Genomic DNA, 19,126 nt, shown 5'->3' with positions numbered 1-19,126 from the left:
AACCCATTAATAGGCCGACTGCGGCGGCTAGCACGGGCCGGGCGGTGCAACCAATTTGCTAGTTCGCCAACTTTCTCCCTAACTTATTGCTTTGCCACTTGCGACCCGCCCGGCCTGTCCGGCCGAGCGCTAGCTCACTTTCAGCTTCCTTTTCCCATGACCAAGCATCCTGAGCCGGACGGGCCGGCCAACCACGATGAAAACCGGCGCACGTTTTTAAAACAGTCGTCGCTGTTCACGGCCCTGGCCCTGGTGCCGGGCACGGTAGTAGAGGCCGCCGCCGCCAAGCTGGACGAGCGCGTGGCCGACGCCTTCGAGAAAGTGCCGTTGAGCCTGAAAATCAACGGCGTGAAGCACAAAGTAACGGTGGAGCCGCGCGCTACGCTGCTCGACTTTCTGCGCGAACAACTGCACCTCACGGGCACCAAAAAGGGCTGCGACTACGGCCAGTGCGGTGCCTGCACGGTGCACGTAGACGGCCAGCGCGTAAATAGCTGCCTGAGCTTTGCAGTGATGCACGACGGGCAGGAAATCACAACCATTGAGGGACTGGCCGACGGCGACAAGCTGCATCCCATGCAGGCCGCGTTTGTGAAGCACGACGGCTTTCAGTGCGGCTACTGCACGCCCGGCCAGATAATGAGCGCCGTGGCTTGCGTGCGCGAGGGCCGCGCCGGCTCGGAAGGCGAAATCCGGGAGTACATGAGCGGCAATATCTGCCGATGCGGGGCCTACGCCAACATTGTGGCCGCCATTCAGGACGTAAAAGACGGAGGGCAGAAGGTATGAACCAGTTCCAATACGTGCGGGCCACGAAAGCCCAGGCGGCCATCGACGTGGTGGCCAAGGACCCGAACGCCAAGTTCATCGCCGGCGGCACCAACCTCGTCGATTTGATGAAACGCGGCGTGGTAACGCCCCAGAAGCTGGTGGACATCAACCGCCTACCCCTCGCCAAAATCGAAACGACGGGCACCGGCCTGCGCCTCGGAGCGCTGGCCCTGAACTCGACGGTGGCCAACGACGCGCAGGTACGCGCCCAACACCCGCTGCTGGCGCTGGCCCTGAACGCCGGCGCCTCGCCGCAGTTGCGCAACATGGCCACGGTGGGCGGCAACATGCTCCAGCGCACCCGCTGCACCTATTTCTACGACCTGACCATGCCCTGCAACAAGCGCCAGCCCGGCTCGGGCTGCGGCGCGCTGGAGGGCATCAACCGGATGCACGCCATTTTCGGAGCCAGCTCTACATGCATCGCCGTGCACCCCTCGGATATGAGCGTGGCGCTAGTGGCGCTCGATGCCACGGTGCTGGTGAGCGGCCCCAAGGGCGACCGCCGCATCCCGTTCGGCGACTTCCACCGCCTGCCCGGCGACACGCCCGAAAAGGACACCAACCTCGAAGCCGGCGAGCTGATAACGGCCGTGGAGCTGCCCGCCAGCCCCTTCACCAAGCACGTGCACTACCAGAAGGTGCGTGAGCGCGCCAGCTACGCCTTCGCCCTAGTGAGCGCGGCGGCAGCCTTGGATATTGACGGCAATAACACCATCAAGGCAGCCCGACTCGCCTTAGGGGGGGTAGCGCACAAGCCCTGGCGCCTCACGGCCGCCGAGCAGGTGCTGGTGGGCAAGCCCGCCACGGAAGAGTCGTTCCGGCAGGCTGCCACGGTGGCCATGCAGGGCGCCAAAGCCTTCAAGCACAACGAATACAAGCTGCGCCTCGCGCCCAACACCCTCGTGCAGGCCCTGAAAACGGCGGCCGCCGCCTAACCCCGCTTCCTTATGAAAATGCAAGAAAAGCACATCGGGGCTTCGATGAACCGGGTGGATGGCCACCAGAAAGTGACCGGCGCGGCCAAGTATTCGGCTGAGTATGAGCTGCCGGGCATGAGCTACGGCGTGCTGGTGGGCAGCACCATCGCCAAGGGCCGCATCACGGGCCTCGACACCAAGGCCGCCGAGCGCGCACCGGGCGTGCTGGCCGTCGTCACGCACCTCAACTCGCCCAAGGTGCCGGGCTTCAAGCCGGTTGGCAAAGACCCATCGCAGCCCGCCACCACGGGCGGGCCGCTGAAAGTGTTCAGCGACAACGAGATTCGCTTTAATGACCAGCCGATTGCGCTGGTGGTGGCCGATACGCTGGAGCGGGCCAAGCACGCGGCGCGGCTGGTGCGGGCGCAATACGCCAAGGAGGCGCACCAGACCGACATGAAGGCGGCGGCGAAAGATGCCTTTTTGCCCACTTCGGCCCAGAAAAACCCAAAGTCGCCGATGGCCGACTACCAGCGCGGCGCGGCCGATGCCTTGCAAAAGGCATCGCTGAAAATCGAGCAGGAATACGTGATTCCGACCGAGATGCACAGCCCGATGGAGATGCAGTCCATCACGGCGCATTGGGAGGCGCCCGACCGGCTCACGCTGTATGACAAGACGCAGGGCACCATCGGTACGCGGCGCGACTTTGCCCGCGAGTGGAATTTGCCGGAGGAAAACGTGAAGGTGATTGCCACCTTCGTGGGCGGGGCCTTTGGCAACGCGCTGCACAGCTGGCCGCACGAGTCGGCGGCCATCATTGGGGCCAAAGTGGTGAACCGGCCGCTGAAGCTGATGCTGACCCGCGAGCAGATGTTTACGTCGGTAGGCTACCGGCCCTACACCTGGCAAAAGCTGGCCATGAGCGCCACGCCCGACGGTAAAATTACGGCCATCAGCCACGAGAGCATCGGCCAAACCTCTACCTACGAAGAGTTTACCGAATCGACGCTGGCCCAGACGCGCATGATGTACCAGGCGCCCAGCCTGAGCACGCGCTACCGCATCGCGGCCCTCAACGTGGGCACGCCCATCTGGATGCGTGGCCCCGGCGAGGCCACCGGCGCGTTTGCCCTAGAGTCGGCGATGGACGAGATGGCTCACCTGCTCAAGCTCGACCCGCTGGAGTTTCGGCTGCGCAACTACACCGACCAGGACCCCGAGCGCAACCGCCCCTGGAGCACCAAATACCTCAAGGAATGCTACCAGATGGGCGCCGAGCGCATCGGCTGGAGCCAACGCAAGCTGGAGCCCGGCGCGGTGCGCGAGGGCGACTGGCTCATCGGCTACGGCATGGGGGTAGGGACGTTTGGGGCGCACCGCGGCTCGGCCCACGTAAGCGCCCAGCTGCTGCCCGATGGCACCGCCGTGCTGCAATGCGCTACCACCGATATCGGCCCCGGCACCGGCACGGCCATGACCCAGATTGCGGCCGACGCGCTGGGCCTACCCCCCGAGAAAATCCGCTTTGAGCTGGGCCAGGCCAGCTTTCCGCAGTCGGGCTCGCAGGGTGGCTCGTCTACGGTGAACACCGTGGGCCAGGCCGTGCAGGATGCCTGCCTGGCCCTGAAAGACAAGTTGCGCGAGCTGGCGGGCGCCGGTAACCCGGCCTTTGCTTCGGCCAAAAAAGAGGACGTGGCGCTGGCTAGCGGCTACCTCACGCTGGGCAGCAACGCGGCCGCCCGCGTGCCCCTGGCCGACCTGACCAAGCAGCCCGGCGCGGCGCTGGTGAACGTGGAGTCGAAGCCTACCGGCAATGATGGTCAGCAGTACTCCATGTACTCGTTTTCGGTGCATTTTGCCCAGGTGGCGGTGCATGTGCTCACGGGCGAAGTGCGGGTGCGCAAGCTGGTGTCGGGCGCCGACGCGGGCACTATCATCAACCAGAAAACGGCCGCCAACCAGATGAAGGGTGGCGCGGTGGGCGGCATCGGTATGGCCCTGATGGAGCACGCCGTCATCGACGACCGCTACGGCCGCTACGTTACCAAGGACTTTGCCGACTACCACGTGCCCGTGCAGGCCGACGCGCCCGCCGTGGAGGTGTTCTTCGTGAACCAGCCCGACTACCACGTGAACGCGCTGGGCACCAAGGGCATCGGCGAAATCGCGACCATCGGCGTGGCCCCGGCCATTGCCAATGCCGTGTTCAACGCCACCGGCAAGCGCGTGCGCGAGCTGCCCATTACGCCCGATAAATTGGTGTAATCGCCTCACAAAAGGCATTGCAGAAAAATAGAACGTCATTCCGAGCTTGCCGAGGAATCTCGCTCACGCCGTTGGAATTACTACTCCAACAATGCGAGCGAGATTCCTCGCAAGCTCAGAATGACGTTCTTTCTTACAGCTCACTTTGTGGCGAATACGCCCGGACCTTGCGCTCGTTAGCGGGGGGTAGGGGCCGGGTCGTCGGTGCCCGGCTTGGGGAGGTACAGAATCTTGTCGATGCGGCCGTGGTCGGTATCGACGGCCTCGAAATAGTGGCCGTACCAGGTGAGGTGCTCGCCCTCTTTGGGCACGGCCCCGAGCTCGTGTAGCAGCAGCCCGCCCAGGGTGTGAAAGCCGGTGAGGCCCTGGCGCTCCGCCTCGGTGAGCTGAAACTGGTGGGCAAATTCGTCGAAAGGCAGCTGCGCGTCAATCAGATACGAGCCGTCGTCGCGGCGCACCACTTGCGGCGAGCTGGGCTCTTCGACTAGGTCATCGACCAGCGCATCGAAGATATCCTGAATGGTGAGCAGGCCCAGCACGCTGCCAAACTCATTGACTACCAGCGCGTGCGAGCGGCCCGACTTGCGAAACAGCTCCAGCGCGTGGTAGGCCTTGCTGCTGGCGGGCAGGTAGAGGGCCTCGCGGCTCAGCTCGCGCAGGCGGCCCAGCTGCTGGTCGAGGTCGTCGCTGAGCAGGTCTTCGGAGCGCACGGTGCCCAGCACGTGGTCGAGGCTGCCCTCGGCGAGAGGGTAAACCGGCGATTTGTGGTCGAGCACCGTGCGGCGCAGGCTGGCCACGTCGGCCTGCACATCGAGCCACACCAGGTCGGGGCGGCTGGTCATGAGCGAGCCCACGTGCCGGTCGCCGAGGCTGAAGACGTTCTGCACCAGGCCCTGCTCGATTTCCTGCACTACCCCCTCCGACGTACCCGCCCGCACCAAGGCGTTGATTTCTTCCTCCGTCACGCCGCCATCCGATTTCCCCTTGATACCCAGTAGCTTAATAATGCCATCGCTCGTGAGGCTCAGCAGCCAGATGAAGGGCGATGCCAGCCGCGCCAGCCAGGTCATGGGGCCGGCCACCCATTTGGCAATGCCCTCGGGATTGGCCAGGCCGATGCGCTTGGGCAGCAGCTCGCCCACCACCACCGAGAGGTAGGTGATGAAAAACACGACCAGCACCAGCGCAATGCCCTCACTATGCGCGGCCAGCAGTGGCACCGGCAGCCGCGCCACCAGCGCCGCCACCGTGCGCGTGAGGCTGGCTTCGCCGAAGGCACCCGTAAGGATGCCGACCAGGGTAATGCCAATTTGCACCGTAGAGAGGAACTGGTTAGGCGACTGGGCCAGCTTCAGGGCCTGGCTGGCGCGCTTGTCGCCGGCCTGGGCCTCGACTTCGAGCCGCGACTTCCGCACCGAGATGAGGGCAATTTCTGACATCGAAAACACGCCGTTCAGCATGATTAACAGGAGCAGCAATAAAAGAATCATAGACGCGAAACGGATAAGTAGCCGGGTAGATATGGGCGGGGCCTGCGCGCCCACCTTCTACCAAGCTTAACGAGTGAACCTGGAAAAGGCTCGTAAAATCGGCGGTTTAGCTGCCAGGCAGCTGGCAGCTGGCCCGGCAGTGGGCCGCCGCTAGCAGCCCGCCTACCCCCCTATTTGGGCAGTAATGCGCCCGGCGCGCCTTTCTTAGCGCGGCGCTGCCGTATAGCCAGCACCTGCGATTACTTAGGGCGCTGGGCCGGTTTGCGGCTTTTGGCCCTTGCTTACTCTCTTTACTTCTTCCTACCCCTGCTTTTATGAGCAACCCCACGTATGATGCCGTCGTTGTCGGCTCGGGTCCGAATGGGCTGGCCGCGGCCATTGCGCTGCAGCAGGCGGGCTTGGCGGTGCTGCTGCTCGAAGGCAAGACGGAGCTGGGCGGCGGCCTGCGCACGGCCGAGCTGACGCTGCCCGGCTTTCGCCACGATATCTGCTCGGCCATTCACCCGCTGGCGGTTGCTTCGCCGTTTTTTCAGACTTTGCCGCTGGCGCAATATGGGCTGAACTATATCACGCCGCCGGTGGCCGCCGCGCATCCTTTTGATGATGGCACGGCCGCCACCGTGACCGCGTCGCTGGCTGATTCGGCCCAAACCCTGGGCGCCGATGCCGACGCCTACCAGCGCCTGCTGGCGCCGCTCATTGCCAGCTGGCCCGGCATTGCCAACGACGTGCTGGCCCCGCTGCAATTTCCGAAGCACCCGCTGGACATGGCCCGGTTTGGCAGCCTGGCGCTGCTGCCGGCCACGGTGCTGGCGCGGCGCTTTGGGGACGAAAAAGCCAAGGGGCTGCTGGCGGGCATGGCTGCCCACACTATTCAGCCGCTGAGCAACCTGGCCACGTCGGCCGCGGGGCTGGTGCTGCTGGTGGCGGCGCACCGGCGCGGCTGGCCGCTGGCCCAGGGCGGCTCGCAGTCGCTGGCCGATGCGCTGGTGGCGCACTTCCGGGCCCTGGGCGGGCACGTGGAAACGGGCACCTACGTGCGCTCGCTGACGCAATTGCCATCGGCGCGGGCCGTGCTGCTGGACGTGACGCCGGCCCAGCTGCTGCAGATTGCCGGGCACAAGCTGTCGAGCCTCTATCGGTGGCAGCTGCGGCGCTACCGCTACGGCATGGGCGTGTATAAGGTGGATTGGGCCTTGGCCGAGCCGATTCCCTTTACCGCCGCCGCGTGCCGCCAGGCGGGCACCGTGCACCTGGGCGGCACGCTGGCCGAGATTGCCGCCGGCGAGCGGGGCGCCGCGCGGGGCCAGCACCCGGCCCGGCCCTTCGTGCTACTGGCCCAGCAAAGCCAATTTGACCCCACCCGCGCGCCCGCCGGCCAGCATACCGCCTGGGCCTACTGCCACGTGCCCAACGGCTCGCGCGTGGACATGACGGACACCATCGAGCGGCAGGTGGAGCGTTTTGCGCCCGGCTTCCGCGAGCGCATTCTGGGTTGCCACACCTTCGACACCGCCCAGATGGAGGACTATAACCCCAACTACGTGGGCGGCGATATCAACGGGGGCGTGCTCGATATCAGGCAGCTGTTTACGCGACCGGTGCTGCGGGCTTCGCCCTACCGCACCTCGCAGCGGGGGCTGTATCTGTGCTCGTCGGCTACCCCGCCCGGCGGGGGCGTGCACGGCATGTGCGGCTACTACGCCGCCCGCCGCGCCCTGCGCGATGTATTTCGGCTGCCCGCGCCGCCGCTGCACCAGGAGCCATAGCGAAGTGTAAAAGCTATTAAGTTCTCTTAAAATCGCCCTCCGCGGGCGCCTCATCCCCCGGCCCCTTCTCCGAAAAAGGAGAAGGGGTGCGTTCAACGATTTCCCAAACTACTTTTAGACGAGCCGCCATGGCTCCCCCTCTCCTTTTCGGAGAGGGGGCCGGGGGGTGAGGCGCCCGCGGAGGGCGACCAAGCTAGAACTCAACAACTCTATTCCCTACCCCCCAAAATACACCCAGGCCCAGTGAATGAGGGCCACACTGCCCCAGGCCACCAGCCCCGACACCACCAGAAATGCCAGCAGCACCAGCGCCACCAGCCCCTTGCCGCTGCCCGTATGCCGGCCCTCGGCGTAGTGGCGGCGCAGCAGGGCCACATTGCGTTCGTTGCTTTTGAAGGTGAAATCGAACACGTTGCCCAGGATGGGAATGGCGCCCACTACGGTATCAATGAGGATGTTGAGGGCCATACGCACCATCACCGCCCCGCTGGCACCGTGGCGCAGCATCGTCAGCAGCAGGGCCACCGACACCACGGTGCTGGAGAGGTCGCCCACGATGGGTACCAGGCCCAGCAGCGGGTCGAGGCCGAAGCGAAACCGGGTGCCGGGCAGCCGAAACTGGCTGTCCATTAGCCGGGCAATGTGCTCGACCCAGCGCAGGCGCGCATCGGCATCGAAGGGGTTGGGCACAGGGGAAGTAGTAAGCTGGGGCATCGGCGAGGGGGTAGGCGGCAGGTGCTATACGCTTACGGGCGGCGGGGAGGGGTAGGAAGTGTGAAGATGTACTGCGAAAACGTCTGTCATTGCGAGCAACGCGAAGCAATCGCACCAGAACAAGTCGGGCGGGTATCGTTCTGGTGCGATTGCTTCGCGTTGCTCGCAATGACAAATATTCCCAAGCTTCTACTTACTCGACACCTCCAAGCCCCAATTCCGACCCTTCTCCACGGCGGGCACGCCTTTTTCCAGCCACACGGGGGCGGGGGCGCCTTTGAGGTAGTGGTCGAAAAACTGCAGCTCGCGGATGGAGATGTCCTTGCGGTTTTCGCGCTTCACCAGGTTGTGGGCCTCACCGTTGTATTGCAGCAGCCACACGGGCTTGCCCAGGCGGCGCAGGTCCGTAAACATCTCGATGCCCTGGTACCACGGCACGGCCCCATCAGCGTCATTAGACATGATGACGACCGGCGTTTTTACCTGGGGTAGGGAGAACAGGGGCGAGTTGCGGATGTACACTTCCGGCTTTTCCCAGAGCGTGCCGCCGATGCGGCTCTGGGTGCGCTCGTACTGAAACTGCCGGCTCATGCCCGATTCCCAGCGGATGCCCCCGTAGGCGGAGGTCATGTTCACGACCGGCGCGCCGGCCCAGGCGGCGGCGTACATGTTGGTTTGGGTGATGAGGTAGGCCACCTGGTAGCCGCCCCAGCTCTGGCCCTGGATGCCGATGTGGGCGCCATCGACCCAGCTATTCTTCTTCAAATCCTCGACGCCCGAGTTGATAAACTCGACCGCCGACGGGCCGGGCTCGCCGATGGTGTAGCTGATGTCGGGCGTGAAAACGAGGTAGCCGTTGCTGGCAAACAGCGCAATGTCGAGCCGCGAGGGGGTAGGCGCGGGCGCCGTGTACTTATAAAGGCCATCCGACAGCTTTTCGTAGAAATAGACCACCATTGGGTACTGCTTGGCGGGGTCAAAATTCTCGGGCTTGTAGAGCACGCCGGTGGCGGCGAGGCCCTTGGGCGTAGTCCAGTGCGTGAGCTCGGCCGTGAACCAGTTGTAGTCTTTTTGCTGCGGATTGATGTGGCTGAGCTGGGTTTCGCGCCGCAAGTCGCGGCTGGCGTAGAGGTCGGCCGGGTGGCTCACGTTGGCCTTGGTGTAAATGAAGACCGGGGCGTTTTTGGCCTGCATCAGCGGCGAGTAGCCGAAGGGCGCCAGCACGGCCCGCTGCGGGGCCTGGGCGCTGGCCACGCCCTTGTGGTAGTAGCCGTTTTGCTTGGTGGTTTCGTCCTGGGTCAGCAGCCACAGCTCGTCCTTAGGCTCCAGAAACTCCTTCTTCTCTACGGGGTTATGGTAGCGAAAAATAAGCTTATTGGCGCGCCCTACCCCCTTGGTAAAGTTCGAAGCCAGGCCCGTTTTGGGGTCAATTTTCCAGATATCATAGCGGTCGTAGAGCAGCACGGCGGCATCGTCCTTGGTCCAGGCGGCCACGCCGTAGGGCTCGGGGTCGGTGGGCGAGTCGTTTTCCTCATCGGCCATAGCGACCCCGGTTTTGGCGGTCAGGTTGGTGGTTTGGTGGGTGGCTACGGAGAACGAAAACCAGTTTTTGGCTGCGTAGTCGTACCACACCACGTAGTTGCCCAGCGGCGAGAGCTGAAACCGGCTCTTGGCGGCCAGCGGGTTCACGGCCACGCGCTGGCCGGTGCGGGTCGAGACGAGGTAGGCCTGCTTGCGGGTGTTGCCCTCCCACTGCATCGAAATGCGCTTGGCGGTGTCGGTCACGGCCAGCACGTACTCGGCGTTGTTTTTGGCGGCCACCAGCGCGTCGCGCAGGTACTCATCTTCGAGCTGAAAGAACTTGCTGGCTTGCCTGGGATAGATGACGGCCAGGTAGTTGCGCTGCAAATCCTTCTTCAGGTTTTTGAGCTGCATGGGCTGCAGGTAGTCGTCCTTGTAGTTCCAGATATCGAGCTTGGCGTGCTCAAAATCGACCAGCGTCGTGTCCTGCGGAATGGGGTCGGGCGCGGTGCCGAAAAACAGCTTCTCGCCGTTGTCGCTGAACACCAGTTTGCCGAAGCCGCTCGGCGACCAGCCTTTGGCCAGCGCACTCGCGCCGGGTGCCAGCAGCACGCGGGCGCTATCGGCGCCAAAGTCGGCGTAGTAGAGGCTGAAGGGCTTAACCAGCGCCTTTTCGGGGTGCTTTTCGGCGGTGAACGCCAGCTGCCTACCCCCCTCATCGAAGGCCAGGTTCTTGTACACGCCCTTGCCCGTGCTAAGCTGGCGCGGGCTGCCCCCGGCCAGGTCGTACACAAACAGGCCCGATTTGACCGTTTTGCTGCCCTTCGGCGCCAGCACGGCAAACGCCACCTTGTTGCCCGGCTTGCTCACCTGGTAGTCCGTCACGGCGTCGAAGGTGCGCACGGCGCCCGTCGCCAGGTTCACCACCGTGAGCAGGGCGCCGGCCTGGTTGGTTTGCAGCAGCCGGTCGGTGATTTTCTTCACCGTATCGACGGGCGCTTTCTTGAGCGAGTCCTTCGCGGCGGGCCGCACTGCAAGAAAGGCCAGCACTGCCCCGTTTTCGGCCACCTGAAACGACTTCACGTTGGGATATTTCGTGAGCTTGCCGGTGGCAAAGGCGTAGATGCCCAGCGAATCCTTGGGCATCTGGTCGGGCTTTTTCTTCTTGATGCGGGCTTGGCGCACGTCCTGGTAGCGCGGCTTGATGGAGAAGACCGCGAACTTGGAATCGGCCGTGAACACCGCCGAGTCGCCGCGGCTCACCTGCTTCAGGGTTTGATTGGCCACCGTTTTCAGGTACAGCGTGCCATCACCCTGCTGGGGCTTCACCTGGAAGAGCACGTACTTGCCGTTGGGACTTATCTTCTGATTGGCAACGCTTTGCCACTGGTCGTACACCGAGTGGTCGAGGGGCTTTTTGGGGGCTTGCTGGCCGAGCGCGGGCAAGCTGGCCAGGCCGGCCAAAAGGAGGAAATACTTGGTCATGCAGACGAGGGCTGAGCGTTTCAAAAACCTAAAGAACAACTACCTGAAGCCAAAGGCGCACGCTGGCCCCCGTTGGCTGCGTGGGGCGCGGGGCGGGGTGCTCTGGAGCTGGCACCAGGGGGTAGGGCCAGCTCAACCAGGCGTGAGGCGCAAGTTGGCCCGCCGGCTGTTTTTCTGCACTAAAGCTAGCTTCCAACTTACGGCCACCGGCCGGACCAATTCCATAAAAAAGCAGGTATGTTTGCGTTATTCAATACGTTAACCCGGCCAGGCGATGGAACACGACCACCTCATCCAGTTTGCTCGTGCGGGCAGCGCCTTCTGGCAAAAATGCCTGCGCCGCAGCGTCCGCCTCTACCTGGCCCTGAACGACCCCCGCCTCGACGGCCTGGCCGTGGAAGCCGACCTGCGCCTCATTGAGCGCGAAATGCACTGGTACTTACAGCAGCGCCTGCCCGCCACCACCGATGCGCTGGAAGAAAGCCAGGCCATTGTAGAAGCCGCCCAAAGCGCGCTGCTGCGCAACGAGTGCGACGTGGCGGCCCTGCTGGCCGAGGTGCCGGTGGCGCAATACGCCAGCGCTGCCCCGGCCCCCGAGCCGCAGGCCACCGGCTGCTACTACGCCCCTATTCACTGGTGGCCGGGGCAAACGGGTTGGTTTATGCCCGTACTGGTGCGGCGGCGCACGGTGCGGCACCGGGCGCGGCTGTAAGTAGGCAGCTTTGGGCAGAACTTTACGGGCCCCTACCCCCCGGTGAGCGGGTGAGCGGGCCCACATAGTGGGGCCAACGCTTGCCCTGGCCGTTTTCAGTTTTGCGTGATGCCTGGTTTCCGTTCTTTTAAGCTGGCCCCCGTGCCCTCAGTTTTACTAGCTATTCTGAGCGTGCAAGGCGGGGCGGCCATCGCAAAAGGCTTGTTTCCCGTACTGGGGGCGGCGGGCACGGTGGGGCTGCGCATCGGCATCTCGGCGGTGCTGCTGCTGGTGGCGGTGCGGCCCCGGCTGGGGCAGCTGCAAGCGGCGCAGTGGCGAGCCGTGGTGCCCTACGGCCTGGCCCTGGGCACCATGAATTTCTTGTTTTACTGCGCGCTGGCCCGCATTCCGCTGGGGCTGGCCGTTACGCTGGAGTTTGTGGGGCCGCTGGCCGTGGCCCTGGCCGGCTCGCGGCGCTGGGCCGATGTGGTGTGGGTGCTGCTGGCCGGCGCGGGCATTGCCTTGCTGGCCCCCTGGGGGGGTAGTAATCTGGATACGCTGGGAATGCTATTTGCGCTGCTGGCGGGCGGGGCGTGGGCCATGTACATTGTGCTGGGCGGCCGGGTGGCGGCGGTGCTGCCCGGCCCGCAGGGTGTGGCCGTAGGCATGCTATTTGCCTCGCTGGCGGTGCTGCCGTTCAGCGTGGCGGCTGGCGGCTGGGCGCATCTCACGCCGCAGCTGCTGGCGGCTGGCACCGCGCTGGCGGTGCTCTCGAGCGCCCTACCCTTCACCCTGGAGATGAACGCCCTGCGGCAATTGCCCAGCCGCACATTCAGCATTCTGATGAGCCTGGAGCCGGCCGCGGCGGCGGTGTGCGGTCTGGTGTTTTTGCACGAGCGCCTCACGCTGGCCCAGTGGCTGGCCGTGGCCCTGGTGATGGCCGCCAGTGCCGGCGCCACGCTCACGGCCCGCCCGGCACCCGCGCCCGCTGTGGGCGGCGAGTAGTAGTTGCTACTTATCCCTACCCCCCAGCCGGGCCGCCAGGTCCTCGATATCGGCGCGGCGGGCCAGGGCGGCCAGCCACTCAGCCGGAATGCCGGCCTCGCCGTAGGCCAGGCCCGCCAGGCAGCCGGCTACCGCGCCGGTCGTGTCGGTGTCCTTGCCCAGGTTCACAGCGGCTAACACAGTGGCGGCGTAGGTATCGTGCCGCAGCAGGCACCACAGGGCCGCGTGCAGGGTGTGCACCACGTAGCCGCTGGACTGAATTTCAGCCTCGGCCAAACCAGGCAAGCTGCCCTCGAAGAAAGCCGCGTAGTGAGGCCACTCCATAAAAGCGGGGCCTTTGGCCTGGGTGTGCAGCCAGTGGTTAGCCATTTCTCTAGCCTGCGCATACGCCTCGGCCGGGGCCTTGCCGAGCAGCAGCCCACGCGCAACCAGCAAATATAAAAAGCAGCCCAGCGTGGAGCGCGGGTGGCCGTGTGTGACGCTGGCCACGGCTTCGGTAAGAGCCCAGGCGGCCGGCAGGTCGGGCTTTTCGGCCTGCCACGTCGCGTGAAAAACCAGGGGTAGGATGCGCATCAGCGCGCCATTACCGTTATCCAACTCCGAGCGGGGTCCGGCTTTGGTTGGCGATACACCGGCCTGTAGCCGCTGAATGGCCGTGCGCGTGGCCCCGCCCACGTCAAATGTCTCGGCAGTGGCCGTCCAGTAAGCCTGGTCGAGCCAGTTGATGGCGCGCCGACTGAAATCGACCAGGTCCGGCAGGCCGGTCAAGCCGCCGGGCCGGGCCAGCGTTTCGGCCAGGCAAAAGGTCAGCGATGAATCATCGGACCAGGTGCCGGGCGGCTGGTGGTGCGTGCCGTAGCCACGCAGCCCGGTTACGGGGTCGCGGCGGCGGGCTTCGCGGTCTATAAATTCAACGGGAACGCCCAGGGCGTCGCCCACGGCCAAGCCCAATAGGGCGGCGCGGGTAGCGGTAGTTTTCATAGCCTGAACTATCGGCAGTGGGCCGGGCTGTAAAGTAACTAGTTGCTCGCCACACAAAATGAGAATAGAACTAGTTTACACGGCACTATTTGCGTCCTCATCGACGTTTTTACCGTAGTTGGGCTAGGGATGTGCAACTTGCCCCCGCCTGCCGCTTACATTTGGCCTTCTTCCTAATTATCTTCTAAATGTTCTCCCCTCGCCTAAAAATCGGCTCGTATGCCGGCCTGGTGGCCGCCGTATTCGGGCTGGCGTCTTATCGCTTCTATGAGCACAGCGGCCCTGGGGCAGCACCCGGCAAAGAGCAGGTGCTCGTCGGTACCATCGTGCAGGGTCTTTCGCAGGCCCACTACCAGCCCGAGCGCATCGACGATGCCTTTAGCAAGCGCGTGTTTGAGCTGGCGCTCAAGCGCTTGGACTACCGCAAGAAGTTTTTGCTGCAGGCCGACATTACGCAACTGACGAAGTATCAGACCGATATTGACGACGAAACCAAGCGCGGCACGCACGAGTTTCTGGACTTGAGCACCAAGCTCCTGGCCGAGCGCACCAAGCAGATGCAGGCGCTCACGCACGAGATTCTGGCCCAGCCGTTCACGTTCAACAGCGATGAGACTATCCAGACCGATTTCGAGAAGGCTACCTTCCCAGCCAATGCTACCGACCAGCGCGAGCAGTGGCGCAAGCTGCTCAAATACGAGACGATGATACGCGTGGCCGAAATGATGGACGAGCAGGACAAGCGCCACGACCGCTCCCGCGTAGCCAGCATCTCGAAAGAGCCTGCCACCGCCGAGCCCGACCGCACGCCCGCCCAAATGGAAGTGGAGGCCCGCAAGCGCGTGCTGAAATACTACGACGAGCAGTTTGCCGACCAACCCGATACCAACGAGGTGCTCAGCAACTACGCCAACGTTATTGCCAATACCTACGACCCGCACACCGAGTATTTTGCGCCCCGCGAAAAACAGGAGTTTGATATTCAGCTCACGGGCCGCTTCGAGGGCATTGGCGCTACCCTGCGCGAAAAGGATGGCCTCATCTACATCGAAGACATCGTGCCCGGCTCGGCTTCGTTCCGCCAGGGCGATTTGAAAAAGGGCGATGCCATTCTGCGCGTGGCCCAAGGCGCCACTGAGCCGGTGAGCATTGAGGGCTGGCATACCAGCAAGGCGGTGACCCTCATTCGGGGTAAGAAAGGTACCGAAGTGCGCCTGACGGTGAAGAAGGCCGACGGCTCAACCAAGGTTATTCCCATCATCCGCGATGTGGTAGTGGTAGAAGATACTTACGCCCAGTCGGCCGTTATCAATGACCCGAGCGGCGTGAAAATTGGCTACCTGCGCCTACCCGCGTTCTACGCCGACTTCAATGACAACGGGGGCCGCTCGTCGGCTCAGGACGTGAAGAAGGAACTGGCCAAGCTCACGGCCGAAGGCGTGAAGGGCGTCATTTTCGACCTGCGCACCAACGGCGGCGGCTCGCTCAACGATGCTGTGGAAATGGCTGGCCTATTCATGCCCAGCGGCCCCATGGTGCAGGTGCACGACAGCCGCGGCGTAACCCAAGTGCTCAACGACAAGGACCCGCGCGTGCAGTACAGCGGCCCGCTGGTGGTGCTGGTGAACAAGTACAGCGCCTCGGCCTCCGAGATTCTGGCCGCCGCCATCCAAGACTACAAGCGCGGCATCATCATGGGCTCGGCCAGCACTTACGGCAAGGGCACGGTGCAGCGCATCATCGACCTCGATGAGACGCTGCCCACGGAGTTGGCTTCGCTCAAGCCCTTTGGCTCGCTCAAGTTCACGATGCAGAAATTCTACCGCGTTACCGGGGGTTCGACCCAGTTTAAGGGGGTAGCGTCGGATATCGTACTGCCCGATGTGCTCTCTTACCTCGACCAGGGCGAGAAAGAGTCGGACTACCCGCTGAAGTGGGACGAAATTAAGCCCGCCGGCTACCGCCCCTGGGACGACCAGCCCAACTATGCCAAGCTCGAAGCCAACAGCAAAGCCCGCGTGGCGGCCAACCCGGCCTTCCAGCAAATGACCGAGCTGGTGCAGAGCCTGCGCAAGCGCAAAGACGAAACCGTGGTTTCGCTCAAAATCGATAAGTACCGCACCATGCAGCACCAGCTCAAGGCGGAGTCGGACAAGTACGAAACTATCCAGAAGACGGCTACCCCCCTCGCCCTGGCGCCCCTCACGGCCGACCGCACAGCCCTCGGCGGCGACTCGATGAAGGTGAACCGCGCCATGCGCTTCACCCGCGGCCTCAACAAGGATATCACCCTTGGCGAAGCCGTAGCCGTTATCAAGGACGAACAATAATCGCAGATTTAACAGATTGCGCTGATTGCGCAGATTCGAACGGCGCTTGATTAATTGTTTTTAAAGCCCCTGAGCCACTGGTTCAGGGGCTTTTTTGTGCCGTTAGCTTCTGCGTCTTCCGCGAAAACCTCTGCGTCTTCTGCGGGCTAATACACCCGCGCCGAGCCACTAATAATTTTAGCAAATTACCTGAAAATTTATTAGCAAACAGAAACTAAAAATTCTGGCAATGGGTTTACCTGGTATGACAATGACAACCGAAGCCCGCATCATTCCGCTCATTCCGGCCGAGACGTATCCGGCTCCGGTAATGGCCATTTCGCCCGCCGAGGCCGCGCTTACTCCCGAGGAGCAGGAGCAGCAGCGCCTGGCCGACGAAACCTGGCGCCGCTCCATTCCGGCCCAGGTGTTTCTCAACTACTTCTTTGCCCTTAGCTACCATATTCAGGAGGGTGAAAGCCCGCTGGGTGGGCTGGCGCACCTCCCCTATTTCCGCCAGCACCAGGCCGAACTGACTGAAACCGACGTAGCCGCGCTTACCAAGCTGCTGCACACCTGCTGGAGCACCGAGTACGCTCTGCGCGCCACCGCCGAATTGGGCGATGAGAACTTCCTGCGCAACGCCCTGCATTGGACCTTCCCGCAGGCCTACCACACTATTCAAACGGGCTTGCAGGCCTTCCTCTACACCACGGGCGTGCGCTCTACCAACGCGCAAGTGGTGCGCCGCGAGGTGGGCCGGCTGGTGGTGAAGAACGCCTACCCCCGCCCGGTATCGTTTTACGCTGCGGGTGCTTACGGCGACTTCAACATTCACCGCCTGCCGCTGGCGGGCTACAAAGCCGGCTTGCACATCGCTTCGCAGGAGATTGACGCGCAGGCCCAGATTGGCCAGTTTCTGCGCACCACGCGCAAGCAGAAGGCCATTACTACGCGCCAGCAGGTGCAGGCCAACCCCAACACGGCCATCCGTAGCCAGAAAACCGGCCGCCCGCTCGATAAGTGGACCGCCGCGCACTGGCAGCAGATTACCTGGCGCCTGGGCTACACCACCGTCTTCGACCTGCTGGGCCGTCTGCGCATCTCGCAGAGCAGCCGCGAGATTGAGCGCTACGTGGAGGCCGATATCGATTTCCGCCTGTTCCACAGCTCGTTGCTGAGCATTGTGAGCTACCTCAACGGCGTGCACGAGGCCTACGTGGCCAAGGCACTGGGCCTGGCCCGCTACGAGCAGCTGGTGCGCGAGCTACCCTCCCACTTGCAGCACAGCTTTGTGCAGGAGCGCCTACGCACCCGCGTGCAGCCCGCCATCCTGAGCACCGAGCCGGAGCCCGAGTTGAAAATGGCCGCCTAAATCACGGATTACGCGGATTTTAGCGGATTTCACGGATTTTGTAGACGATTAAGCCGCCCCAGTTCGGGGCGGCTTTTTTTGGGCCGTACTTTTGCGGCCTGTTTTTGGGCTGATGCCCGCCTCCACCCAGCGGCCAAACGGAGTAGCATTGCACGAGCAGCGCCAGCTGAATCGTCCACAAAATCCGTGAAATCCGCTAAAATCCGCGTAATCCGTGATTCTGAGCGAACAAGAAATTCTGCGCCGCAACAAGCTCGATGAGCTGAAGGCCCTGGGCATTGAGCCCTACCCCTCCGAATTATTTGATGTCAATTTTTCGGCCCAGGAAATTCACGACAACTATCACCCCGAGCTCAACAACTTTCAGGAGGTGAGCCTAGCTGGCCGCCTGATGTCAGTGCGCGTGATGGGCAAGGCCTCGTTTGCGGAGTTGATGGACTCGTCGGGCCGCATTCAGCTCTACGTGAACCGCGACGAGATTTGCCCCGGCGAAGACAAAACGCTGTACAACACCGTATTTAAGAAGCTGCTCGACCTCGGCGACTTCATCGGCGTGAAGGGCTACGTCTTTAATACGCAAGTGGGCGAAACATCCATTCACGTGAAGGAGCTAACGCTGCTGGCCAAGGCGCTGCGCCCCCTACCCGTGGTGAAAACCCGCAAGGACGAGGCCACAGGCGAGGAAATCACCTACGATGCCTTCACCGACCCCGAGCAGCGCTACCGCCAGCGCTACGTGGACATGGTGGTGAACCCGCAGGTGCGCGAGACGTTCATCAAGCGCACGCAGTTGGTGCAGGCCATGCGCAACTACCTGAACGACAAAGGCTACCTGGAGGTCGAAACCCCGATTTTGCAGCCGCTCTACGGCGGTGCGGCGGCCCGGCCCTTCAAGACGCACCACAACACGCTGGACATGACGCTCTACCTGCGCATTGCCAACGAGCTGTACCTCAAGCGCCTCATCGTGGGTGGCTTCGATGGCGTGTACGAGTTCTCGAAGGACTTCCGCAACGAGGGCATGTCGCGCTTCCACAACCCCGAGTTCACCCAGATGGAGCTCTACGTAGCCTACAAGGACTACAACTGGATGATGGACCTGGTGGAAGAAATGGTGGAGCGTGTGGCCCTGGCCCTGCACGGTAAAACGGAGGTGCAGGTGGGCGACAACGTCATCAACTTCCAGCGCCCCTGGCAGCGCTACACCATGTTTGAGGCCATCGAAAAGTTCACCGGCGTGGCCATCGGCGAAATGGACGAGGCAGCCCTGCGCGAAACCGCCGCCAAGCTGAAAGTGGGCCTCGACCCGAGCATGGGCAAGTCGAAAATCATCGACGAGATATTCGGCGAGCACGTGGAGCCCAAGCTCATCCAGCCCACGTTCATCACCGACTACCCCGTCGAGATGTCGCCACTGGCCAAGAAGCACCGCGACCACCCCGGCCTGGTTGAGCGCTTCGAAGCCATCTGCAACGGCAAGGAAATCTGCAACGCCTTCTCCGAGCTCAACGACCCCATCGACCAGCGCCAGCGTTTCGAAGACCAGCTGGAGCTGGGCAAGCGCGGCGACACCGAGGCGATGGTGCTCGACGAAGACTTCCTGCGCGCCCTCGAATACGGCATGCCGCCTACCGCCGGCCTGGGCATCGGCATCGACCGCCTGAGCATGATTATGACCAACTCGCACTCCATCCAGGATGTGCTCTTCTTCCCGCAGATGCGGCCCGAAACGGGGGGGTAGGCCCCTCGGCACCCAACAAATAGCCA

Annotated in this window: 13 protein-coding genes; 9 read left to right on the top strand and 4 right to left on the bottom strand. The window is 63.3% G+C overall.

Annotated elements, in window-relative coordinates; translation table 11 throughout:
* Window positions 1–156: 156 nt before the first annotated feature.
* From E4631_RS14985 to E4631_RS14975, 3 genes are read left to right on the top strand one after another with little or no spacing between them, the layout of a single operon-like run.
* Window positions 157–789, top strand: a complete 633-nt coding sequence (locus tag E4631_RS14985; RefSeq protein ID WP_133656479.1) for a (2Fe-2S)-binding protein — start codon at window positions 157–159, stop codon at window positions 787–789.
* A complete protein-coding gene (locus tag E4631_RS14980; RefSeq protein WP_133656480.1) occupies window positions 786–1,769 on the top strand; it encodes a xanthine dehydrogenase family protein subunit M in 984 nt (327 codons plus the stop codon). Before E4631_RS14985 ends, E4631_RS14980 begins: the two co-directional genes overlap by 4 nt.
* Window positions 1,770–1,781: 12 nt before the next feature.
* Window positions 1,782–4,019, top strand: a complete 2,238-nt coding sequence (locus tag E4631_RS14975; protein WP_205704246.1) for a xanthine dehydrogenase family protein molybdopterin-binding subunit — start codon at window positions 1,782–1,784, stop codon at window positions 4,017–4,019.
* A 176-nt stretch (window positions 4,020–4,195) separates the two neighbouring features.
* On the opposite strand, the gene E4631_RS14970 is transcribed toward E4631_RS14975, so the two are convergent.
* Window positions 4,196–5,509: a hemolysin family protein gene (locus tag E4631_RS14970; RefSeq protein ID WP_133656481.1), complete on the bottom strand. Its 1,314-nt coding sequence runs from the start codon at window positions 5,507–5,509 to the stop codon at window positions 4,196–4,198.
* Between the two features lie 314 nt (window positions 5,510–5,823).
* Here E4631_RS14970 and E4631_RS14965 point away from each other — a divergent pair, with 314 nt between their 5' ends.
* Entirely contained in the window at window positions 5,824–7,278 is a 1,455-nt protein-coding gene (locus E4631_RS14965; protein WP_133656482.1) for an NAD(P)/FAD-dependent oxidoreductase, read from the top strand.
* A 216-nt stretch (window positions 7,279–7,494) separates the two neighbouring features.
* Here E4631_RS14965 and E4631_RS14960 read toward each other — a convergent pair whose 3' ends face one another.
* Both E4631_RS14960 and E4631_RS14955 read right to left on the bottom strand, forming a co-directional pair.
* Window positions 7,495–7,992 (bottom strand): DUF4112 domain-containing protein, encoded by a 498-nt coding sequence (locus E4631_RS14960; RefSeq protein ID WP_133656483.1) that lies wholly within the window; start codon window positions 7,990–7,992, stop codon window positions 7,495–7,497.
* A gap of 189 nt (window positions 7,993–8,181) precedes the next feature.
* The gene (locus E4631_RS14955) at window positions 8,182–10,998 is read right to left on the bottom strand and encodes a prolyl oligopeptidase family serine peptidase (RefSeq protein WP_133656484.1); all 2,817 of its coding nucleotides are present in this window, start codon (window positions 10,996–10,998) and stop codon (window positions 8,182–8,184) included.
* A gap of 274 nt (window positions 10,999–11,272) precedes the next feature.
* Between E4631_RS14955 and E4631_RS14950 the strand changes: the two genes are divergently transcribed.
* The gene (locus tag E4631_RS14950) at window positions 11,273–11,710 is read left to right on the top strand and encodes a hypothetical protein (RefSeq protein WP_133656485.1); all 438 of its coding nucleotides are present in this window, start codon (window positions 11,273–11,275) and stop codon (window positions 11,708–11,710) included.
* Between the two features lie 141 nt (window positions 11,711–11,851).
* Window positions 11,852–12,694: a DMT family transporter gene (locus E4631_RS14945; protein ID WP_205704245.1), complete on the top strand. Its 843-nt coding sequence runs from the start codon at window positions 11,852–11,854 to the stop codon at window positions 12,692–12,694.
* Between the two features lie 6 nt (window positions 12,695–12,700).
* Here E4631_RS14945 and E4631_RS14940 read toward each other — a convergent pair whose 3' ends face one another.
* Window positions 12,701–13,675, bottom strand: a complete 975-nt coding sequence (locus E4631_RS14940; RefSeq protein WP_133656487.1) for an ADP-ribosylglycohydrolase family protein — start codon at window positions 13,673–13,675, stop codon at window positions 12,701–12,703.
* 188 nt (window positions 13,676–13,863) lie between these two features.
* Between E4631_RS14940 and E4631_RS14935 the strand changes: the two genes are divergently transcribed.
* The 3 genes from E4631_RS14935 to lysS all read left to right on the top strand — a co-directional run bounded on the left by E4631_RS14935 (window position 13,864) and on the right by lysS (window position 19,100).
* Entirely contained in the window at window positions 13,864–16,005 is a 2,142-nt protein-coding gene (locus E4631_RS14935) for a carboxy terminal-processing peptidase (protein WP_133656488.1), read from the top strand.
* A gap of 250 nt (window positions 16,006–16,255) precedes the next feature.
* Entirely contained in the window at window positions 16,256–17,359 is a 1,104-nt protein-coding gene (locus E4631_RS14930) for a hypothetical protein (protein ID WP_240734940.1), read from the top strand.
* A 214-nt stretch (window positions 17,360–17,573) separates the two neighbouring features.
* The gene (lysS, locus tag E4631_RS14925; RefSeq protein WP_133656489.1) at window positions 17,574–19,100 is read left to right on the top strand and encodes a lysine--tRNA ligase; all 1,527 of its coding nucleotides are present in this window, start codon (window positions 17,574–17,576) and stop codon (window positions 19,098–19,100) included.
* The last annotated feature ends 26 nt before the right edge of the window (window positions 19,101–19,126 follow it).

Source organism: Hymenobacter sp. UV11 (genome assembly GCF_004684095.1).
Classification (GTDB): Bacteria; Bacteroidota; Bacteroidia; order Cytophagales; family Hymenobacteraceae; genus Hymenobacter.
This window is presented reverse-complemented; position numbering and strand designations above follow the sequence as displayed.

What these genes read in the sequence shown, in the direction of transcription:
- E4631_RS14985 (WP_133656479.1), top strand. Translation starts at nt 157, where the DNA reads ATGACCAAGCATCCTGAGCCGGACGGGCCGGCCAACCACGATGAAAAC.
- E4631_RS14980 (WP_133656480.1), top strand. Translation starts at nt 786, where the DNA reads ATGAACCAGTTCCAATACGTGCGGGCCACGAAAGCCCAGGCGGCCATC.
- E4631_RS14975 (WP_205704246.1), top strand. Translation starts at nt 1,782, where the DNA reads ATGAAAATGCAAGAAAAGCACATCGGGGCTTCGATGAACCGGGTGGAT.
- E4631_RS14970 (WP_133656481.1), bottom strand. Translation starts at nt 5,509, where the DNA reads ATGATTCTTTTATTGCTGCTCCTGTTAATCATGCTGAACGGCGTGTTT.
- E4631_RS14965 (WP_133656482.1), top strand. Translation starts at nt 5,824, where the DNA reads ATGAGCAACCCCACGTATGATGCCGTCGTTGTCGGCTCGGGTCCGAAT.
- E4631_RS14960 (WP_133656483.1), bottom strand. Translation starts at nt 7,992, where the DNA reads ATGCCCCAGCTTACTACTTCCCCTGTGCCCAACCCCTTCGATGCCGAT.
- E4631_RS14955 (WP_133656484.1), bottom strand. Translation starts at nt 10,998, where the DNA reads ATGACCAAGTATTTCCTCCTTTTGGCCGGCCTGGCCAGCTTGCCCGCG.
- E4631_RS14950 (WP_133656485.1), top strand. Translation starts at nt 11,273, where the DNA reads ATGGAACACGACCACCTCATCCAGTTTGCTCGTGCGGGCAGCGCCTTC.
- E4631_RS14940 (WP_133656487.1), bottom strand. Translation starts at nt 13,675, where the DNA reads ATGAAAACTACCGCTACCCGCGCCGCCCTATTGGGCTTGGCCGTGGGC.
- E4631_RS14935 (WP_133656488.1), top strand. Translation starts at nt 13,864, where the DNA reads ATGTTCTCCCCTCGCCTAAAAATCGGCTCGTATGCCGGCCTGGTGGCC.
- E4631_RS14930 (WP_240734940.1), top strand. Translation starts at nt 16,256, where the DNA reads ATGACAACCGAAGCCCGCATCATTCCGCTCATTCCGGCCGAGACGTAT.